The organism is Micromonospora sp. 067-2, assembly GCF_046549295.1.
Lineage (GTDB): Bacteria > Actinomycetota > Actinomycetes > Mycobacteriales > Micromonosporaceae > Micromonospora.
Map to the genome: position 1 here is coordinate 374,104 of NZ_JAJPWB010000009.1, position 7,946 is coordinate 382,049.

The window sequence follows — 7,946 nt, forward strand, 5'->3', positions numbered from 1 at the left end:
CGTCGCGTGACGTACGGCCGCCACCGGCGGCACGACGGGTCGAGACAGGGACCGGCCCCCTCCCGCACCAGCGGGAGGGGGCCGGTCCGCCGTTCCTCCTCAACGCTGGACGAAGACCGCCACGCTGCGCGCCGGCACCGTGAAGGTGCCGGCTCCCCGGTCGAACGACGCCGTCCGCAGCACCGGATCGGCCGAGTCCACCAGCACCGGGTGCAGAGCCACGTCCGCACCGCGCAGACCGGCCAGTGTCTGCTGCGCCGTCGCCGGCGTGCTGTTGAAGACGACGGTCACCGACGTCCACCGTCCGCCCAGCCCCCGGGCGTCCAGTGACATGGTCAGCACACCGGGTGTCTCCGTGGCACCCGAGAGCGGGAACGTCACCCGCCGCTGCACCTGCTCGGCGGTGCTCAGGCCGAACACCGGCGAGGACGCCCGAATGCGCAGCAGCTCGGCGTACCGGGCGTTCGTGGTGTCGATCGCCGCGCAGTCCGGCACCAGCGCCGGGTCCGCCAGCAGCGGCTTCGCGTACGACCACTTGTCCTGGTTGGCCTGGGCCGGCGGCAGGCCGGCGCCGAACCCGTTGCCGCTGGCACAGTCCCAGCGGATCTGGTTGAACCAGTCACCGGAGTTGTACGAGTTGCGGTCCAGCGACTTCGACCGCAACCGCTCGGTGCCGGCGGTGACGAACCCGGTGCCCTGCCCCAGCACCACCGTGCCCAGCGCCAGCACCTGCATCCGGGAGCGGTCGACGGCCGTGGTGGCCTGCGGCAGCTTGTACGCCAACGCGTCGTACAGGATCTCGTTGTCGTGCGCGTCGACGTAGGTGACCGCCTCCCCCGGCGCGGCGGTGTAGCCGGCCGGCGAGCCGTTGTAGTCCACCTGCGCGCCGGTGACCTGCCGTCCCGCGGAGTCGGTGAACCGGTACCCGCGCAGGTTGCCGGTGAGCCCCACCTTGATCAGGTCGTGGGCGTGCAGCAGCCGGGCCTTCTGCTCGGCCGCCGACCCGTTCACCGGATCACCGTTCGGGTCGGTGTACAGCCCCGAGGCGAAGCCCTGCGCCCGGGGGTTGGCGTCGAACGGGCCGCCGCCGCGCACCGCGTCGCGCAGCCGGTCGTTGAACGTACCGATTCCGGTGCCGGCCATGTTGGCCTGGGTGGCCTGCACGAACCGGGCGCCGCCCGCGACCTCGCCGAAGTTCCAGCCCTCGCCGTAGAGCAGGATCGCCCTGCCGTCGACCCCGTCGCGGGCGACGGTCAGCTTGTCCAGCGCCCTGCGGACGGCCAGGATGTTCGCCTTCGGATGGTGGCCCATCAGGTCGAACCGGAAACCGTCCACCCTGTACTGCTTGGCCCAGGTGACCAGCGAGTCGACGACCAGCTTGCCCATCATGGTGTGTTCCGGCGCGGTGTTGGCACAGCAGGTGGAGTTGGCGACCGTGCCGTCCTCCAGCAGCCGTTGGTAGTAGCCGGGCACCACCTGGTCGAGCACCGACGTGTCCTCGACGCCGGCCGCCGAGGTGTGGTTGTAGACCACGTCCAGAACGACCCGCAGGCCGGCGTCGTTCACCCCGGCGACCATCCGCCGGAACTCGGTGGTGCGCGCCGCGCCGGCCGGATCGACCGCGTAGCCGCCCTCCGGCACGGTGTAGTGCAGCGGGTCGTACCCCCAGTTGTAGCCGTCGGCCTCGGCGACCGCCGCCACGCACCGCTGCTGCTCCTCGGAGTCCGGTGGCAGCTTCGCCAGGTCGCAGGCCGGCTGGCGCTGGTCGGCCCGCTTCTCCGGGATCGTGGCGAAGTCGAATGCCGGCAACAGGTGCAGGTGGGTGACCCCGGCGTCGGCGAGCTGCCTCAGGTGCGTCATGCCGGCGGTTGTCGGGTCGGTGAAGGCGAGGTAGGTGCCCCGCCGGGACGCCGGCACGGTGTCGTCGGCGATCGAGAAGTCCCGCACCGACAGCTCGGAGACCTGCGCCTTCGCCGCCGGCACCGGTGCCGGCTTGCGCAGCGTCCGCCAGCCCGGCGGTGCCAGCGCCGGGTCGCCCAGGTCGACCAGCTGGCTGTGGCTGGAGTCCGCCGCCAGGGCCACCGAGTACGGGTCGGTCACCGAGGCGGTGACCATCCGCTGCGCCGCGGGCTGCCATGCCTGCACCTGGTAGCGGTAGTACTTCCCGGTCCAGGCCCGGTTGCCGCGCACCGACCAGACACCGGTGCGGTCGTCGCGGCGCATCGGCACCGTCGCCGGCTGCGCGGTCGGTGTGTCGAACAGTTGCAGTGCCACCGACCGGGCGGTCGGCGCCCACAGCGCGAGACGTGGCGTGCGGCCGGCGAAGGTCGGCCCGAGGGTCGCGTCGGCGGCCCGCGCGTACACGTCGTCGAGCACGCCGGGGATCTGCACGCCGGTGGCGGCGAGCAGGGCACCCTCGGCGTCGCGCTCGGTGACCAGGAGCTGCCCACGCAGCGCCGCCGGCACCCCGGCCAGGTCCGCGCGATCGAGCGTGAAGCTGCGGTACGCCCACAGGTGCGGGAACGCCGCGCGCTGGGCCTCGGTGAGCCCGTTGCGCTGCGCCCGCAGCGGCACCGTGGTGTACGTCCCGGTCAGCTCCCCGTCGGCCACGCTCACCCCGCCGGTCGGCGCGGCGACCAACGCGTACCGGCGGCCATCGGTGGGTCCGGTCTGCCAGGCCACCGTGGACCGGTCGATCCACTGCGCCTTCTGCTTGGTGATGTCGGTGTCCCTCCCGGCGCCCGTGCTGGTCGACGGCAGCAGCCGACCCGGTGTGGCGGCGAGCAGCCACACCTCCCGGCCCGCGCTGGCGACGTCGAGCCTCTGGTCGTCCGGCAGGTCCTTGGTGTCGCCGTTGTGGATGATGTAGTTCAGCCCAGTGGCCCCGGCGGCCAGCGGCACCCGGAACACCGCCCCGAACGCGTCGACGGAGGTCGGCTTGAGCGGTGAGGACCATTCCGTCGGGTTGGCCGCCCCGTCCCACAGGTGCAGACCCCAGCCGTCGTAGTTGCCGTCGGCCCGCCGGTAGTGGACGACCGCGGTGCCCTCCTCGACCGGCGGGGCTGGTTCTCCGGTGGCCGCCTGGCGGGTCGGATAGATCGCCGGATCGCCCTGCTTGAGCCAGATCTCGCCGGTGGACGTGACGTCGATGCTGCGGTCCGCGGCGACGTCCTTGGTGCCGGCCCTGTCGACGACCAGGAAGCTCACCGACGTCGCGCCCGGCTTCAGCTTCACCCAGGCGAACCGGCCGTACGAGTCCTCGCCGGCGAACGGCTGCCCCTTCGGCCACTCGGTGACGTACGCCGGGTCGATGTCACCCCAGGCGTACAGCCCCCAGTCGTCGTACCCGCCCGCCGGTCGCTGGTAGTGCACCACCGCCCACTCCCGGGACGCGCCCTGCGCGGGGGTTCCCACGATCGCGGCGGACCGGGCGGTCGCGGTGCGGCCCCGCCCGTCGCGGACCACCGCCTTGTACTCCACCCGGGTGCCGCCGGCCAGCCCGGTCAGGTCGTGCTGCACGGTGTACGGCGCGTGGTCGGCGCTGCCCAGCAACGTCCACCGGCCGCCGGCGACCCGGGCCGCGACGGTGACGGTGGCCAGCGGGTCACCGGTCACCTGGGCGGTGACGGCGGCGCGGGTGGCCACCAGCGCGCCCGGGGCAGGGGTGGTGATGGTGATCGTGGGTTTTCCGGTTGGCTGCGCGACGGGGGTGCCGGCTCGGTACACCAGCGCCGACAACGGCGGCACGGTCAGCGCCAGTTTCCCGTCGGCGCCCGCCGAACGGGCCGGGGGCGCTCCGGCGCAGCATGCGCCGCCGGCCTGTTCGCCGGCACTTCCTGCGCCGCCGTAGATGCCGGTGAAGGTGGCGCCGGCCGACCAGGTGTCCACGGTGACAGTCTGCGCGGTCTCGGCGTTGTTCACCGCCACCAGGTACTCGGTGCGGTCGGCTGCCGCGACCCGCGAGACGGCGAAGACCCCGGGACCGTCGGCGGCGTACCGGGTGACCTGCACGCCGTCGCGCAACCCAGGGTGCGCCTGCCGCAGCCGGCCCAACTCGGCGATCGTCCGGTACAGCGGGTGGGTGGGGTCGAACTGGTCACTGGCGTGGGTGCGGTCGGTGCCGAGCAGGTCGTCGTCGAGGTAGTCGGGGACCGACGACGCGAACATGTCCTGCCGGGCGTCCTTGTCGCCGCCGGGTCCGGTGAAGCCCTGCTCGTCGCCGGAGTAGACCACCGGCTGACCCCGGGTCAGGAACATTAGCTGGTGGGCCAACTGGTCGCGGCGCAGGTGACTCGCGGTGTCGGTGCCGCCGCCGGCGATGAACGAGCCGATCCGACCCATGTCGTGGTTGCCGAGGAAGGTCGTCAGCCGACCGGCGTCGGTGTCCCGTGCGGCGTAGAGGTCGTCGCGGGCGTACACGTCAGCGAGGGCCTTCGCCGAGCCGGCACCGGTGGTGTAGCCGCGTGCGGCCTCCTGGAAGGCGAAGTCGAGGGTGGCCGGTAGGCCGCCCCGCCGGACGTAGGCGGAACTGATCTCCGGGTCGGCGCTGTAGACCTCGCCGAACATGAAGAAGTCCTTCTTGCCGGCCTTCTCGGCGGCCCGCTCGATGCCCCGGCTGAACTGCGGCCAGAAGTCCATGTTGACGTGCTTGACGGTATCCAGCCGGAAACCGTCGACGCCGGTCGCGCCGATCCAGTCCCCGTACGCCTTGGTCAACCCCCGCACCACCTCGGGACGCTCGGTCCACAGGTCGTCGAGGCCGAAGAAGTCGCCGTACTCGCTGTTCTCGCCGGCGAAGGTGGAGTCGCCCCGGTTGTGGTACATGGTGGCGTCGTTCAGCCAGGCCGGGACCTTGACCGTGGCGTCTCCGGGCTGGGAGAACGTCGGAGTGTACGGAAAGGACTCCTGGTTCACCGCCGGGAAGGCCCGAGTCCCGTCGGCGTAGTTACGGTCCTCGAAGGCCCGCCCCTGCGCGTCGGTGTACGGCGAGGTGGCCTTGTCCACGTAGGCGTACGTGTTCTCGGCATACTTGATGACGTCGGCGGTGTGGTTGACGATCACATCGAGGTAGATCTTGATGCCACGCTGGTGGGCGAGCGTGACCAGCCGCTTCATCTCCTCGTTCGTGCCGAAGTGCGGGTCGACCTGGGTGAAGTCGGTGATCCAGTAGCCGTGGTAACCGGCCGAGATGTCGTTGCCGGCGCCCTGCACCGGCCGATTCTTGAAGATCGGGGCGAGCCAGATGGCCGTGGTGCCCATGCCCTGGATGTAGTCGAGCTTGTCGATGACGCCCTTGAGGTCCCCGCCGTGGTAGAAGCCCTTGTCGGTCGGGTCGAGCCCGGTACGCAGCCGGTCACCGGCGAGGCCGCCGGAGTCGTTGCGCGGGTCGCCGTTGGCGAACCGGTCCGGCAGGACGAAGTAGAACTGCTCGGCGCGGGCGGTGTCACTGCCCGCCTTCAGCAGCGCCTCGGCGGTGGGCTCGTCGCGCCACTGGGCCGCGCCGGCGACGGCCAGCGTGTCGGTGCCGGACGATCGGGGGTTCGCCGCCGCGGCGCCGACCTGGTGCAGGGCGACCGGAGTGCCGGCGAGCGTGAGGGTGAGCAGAGAGACGAGGGCCAGCAGGGCGGTGCGCGGTATCGGCGGGGGTTTCATCGACGCCTTCCTCTGGTCGCTGATTGGCCGCACGCTAACCCTTGCCGAAACATTCTGCAATACCTTGCAAACACAGTCGCAACAAAGCAGCATCCTTGCGGAAGCGGGCGCCCCGCCGGTGACCGTCCTGATCGGAACCCCACGCAGCGCAGCCCGTCGACCGCATCGGGTCACCCGAGCCGGCAGTCCACCCCGTTGATCGTGCACCGGACCGGCCGCCGTGCCGAGTCGCCCCAGCCGACCCGCAAGCGCAGCGTCCGATTGTCGCCCGGATCCAGCGAACTGGTACCGCGCAGCACGAACTCGCCGTCCCCGCGCGACGACAGCGAAATACCCGCGTCGTCGTCACTGACTCGCAGCTCACGCATGTCGTCGTCGAACGTCAACTCCACCCGCCAGTCCACCGACTGACTCGACCCGTTGGCGATCGACAGAATCGCCGCGGTCCCGTCCCTGCCATCCGTACCGACCTGGTACAGGGCGGTGACCGTGTCGTCAACCGCAACCAGCGGCGCGGCCGCAACCGCCGAGGCGCTCGGCCGCCGCGGTGCCGGCGAGCTGGCGGTCACCCGCGGCGACGGCGCCCGGCTGCCGCGCGACGGGCGCGGCGACGCCGCACGCCGCTCCGCACCCGGCGACGGCCCCACATCGGACGGCGCGACCGCCGGCACCGTCGGCAGGAACACCGGCGGCCCGGCCTCCGGCACGCCTTTCCGCTCCCGGCTACGGAACGACAGCAGCGCGACCACCAGCAGCACCACCAGCGCGCACACGCCGAGCAACACCACGATCCACGGCACCGAGGCCAGCACCCGAGAAGCCGTGGGCGCACCTGCCGCACTGTCCGGCCGCATCGCCATCAGGTCTCCCCTCGTCCCCACTGCCGCGCCAGCGTAGCCAGCGCACGCCAGACCGGGAATCGGCCGGGTGCGGATCCGACCGACCGGCCGGCCGGAACCGGAAAACGGCCGGTCCTCGTGGACGGCCCGGGGTCGGGCCGTCCGGTGCCACGCCCACAGAGGACACCGCCCCCGCCCGACCACACCTCAACGCGGCGGCACCACGACCTCGATCTCCGCACCCAGCCCGGCACCATCGGCCAGACCGAGGTCGTCACCGCTCCAGAACCGCCCCGGGTCGTACCAGTTCGGTCGCCGGCCGGCGGGCAGCAACCCCATCGCCTCGTAGGTCACCGCCACCACCTCGGCGCAGTACGCCGTCTCCAGCGCCCGGTCCCGTGCCGTCGACGTCCTGCCCGGGGTCGCCGACGGCGCGGGCCGACCGGGACGCGGCAGCGCCGGCACCCGACCCCGCACCCAGCGCCACGCCAACTGGGCGGTGGACGGGAACGGCGTGCCGTCCAACCGGGCGACCGTCCGCAGCACCGCCCGCTCCATCTCTCCGTCCGCCGGTGGGTCGAGCTGCCGCAACCAGGCCCGCTGGCCGTACCGGTTGGCCCAGACGCACACCGCGTCCCGCAGGTCGTGCAGTTGCACCCCGCGCTGGTGGGTCCCCGACCACAGATCCGGCAGCGACCTGCCCAGCTCCGCGTGCCACATCAGCGGCGGCATGTCGTCCAGCACCACTGCCATGCCCACGTGGTTGACCGGGCTGTTGGTGGTGAACTGGATCGCCCGGTCCGGCACGCTGCGGCCCCGGAATACCCATACGTCGCCGGTGCGGGTCAACTCGACGGCCTCATCCAGGCTGATGCTCATGAGGGTCTACCCTAGGCCGATGCGGCAACGGATGCGGTGGTGGAAGGTCCTCGGGCTGGCCGGCCTCGCCGGGGTCGCGGCCTCCGGCGTGGTCATCGCGCGGGCCGAGCGGCGCCGACGCGCGTACACACCGGAGGAGATCCGGCAGCGACTGCTCGAGCGGCATGCCCAAGCCGCCGACGACGCAAAGCCCACCCACCCCGCCTGACCCCACACCGCCCATCTAGGCAGTGTCAGGGATGTTGCTGCCTCGTCGTCTGGTGAGGCAGCGGTCTCCCCGATGGTGGGCGGATCTTGGTGTGTCCCCGTCCGCCCCGATGGGCGGTGGTGTCCGGTTCGGGACGCGAGCCGGGGTGTGCGTGTCCGGTTTCGATAGGGATGTCCCGTGGTCGGCGTCACCGTGGGGGTGGAATCGTGGGCCGGGCGGGGTCGTTATACCTGGCAGCGCACCGTGGCCTCGGAGCCCTGGTGCGGGGCAGCCGCCGGGAACACCGGCCGGGCCGCCTGGGTTACATCCCCCGGAACGCCTGAGCAGGTCGCATGGATCGCCGGCGTTCTCGCGACAGCTTCCCGCAC

At 72.1% G+C, this 7,946-nt stretch carries 4 protein-coding genes; 1 reads left to right on the top strand and 3 read right to left on the bottom strand.

What is annotated here, in order from left to right; translation table 11 throughout:
- Positions 1-99: 99 nt before the first annotated feature.
- From pulA to ACLJN9_RS23325, 3 genes are all read right to left on the bottom strand, one after another.
- Positions 100-5,652, bottom strand: a complete 5,553-nt coding sequence (gene pulA / locus ACLJN9_RS23315) for a pullulanase-type alpha-1,6-glucosidase (protein ID WP_410813619.1) — start codon at positions 5,650-5,652, stop codon at positions 100-102.
- A 170-nt stretch (positions 5,653-5,822) separates the two neighbouring features.
- A complete protein-coding gene (locus ACLJN9_RS23320) occupies positions 5,823-6,413 on the bottom strand; it encodes a hypothetical protein (protein WP_410813620.1) in 591 nt (196 codons plus the stop codon).
- 285 nt (positions 6,414-6,698) lie between these two features.
- The gene (locus ACLJN9_RS23325) at positions 6,699-7,370 is read right to left on the bottom strand and encodes a hypothetical protein (RefSeq protein WP_410813621.1); all 672 of its coding nucleotides are present in this window, start codon (positions 7,368-7,370) and stop codon (positions 6,699-6,701) included.
- Between the two features lie 19 nt (positions 7,371-7,389).
- Between ACLJN9_RS23325 and ACLJN9_RS23330 the strand changes: the two genes are divergently transcribed.
- Positions 7,390-7,578, top strand: coding sequence for a hypothetical protein (locus ACLJN9_RS23330; RefSeq protein ID WP_410813622.1), 189 nt, complete (start codon positions 7,390-7,392; stop codon positions 7,576-7,578).
- Positions 7,579-7,946 lie beyond the last annotated feature (368 nt).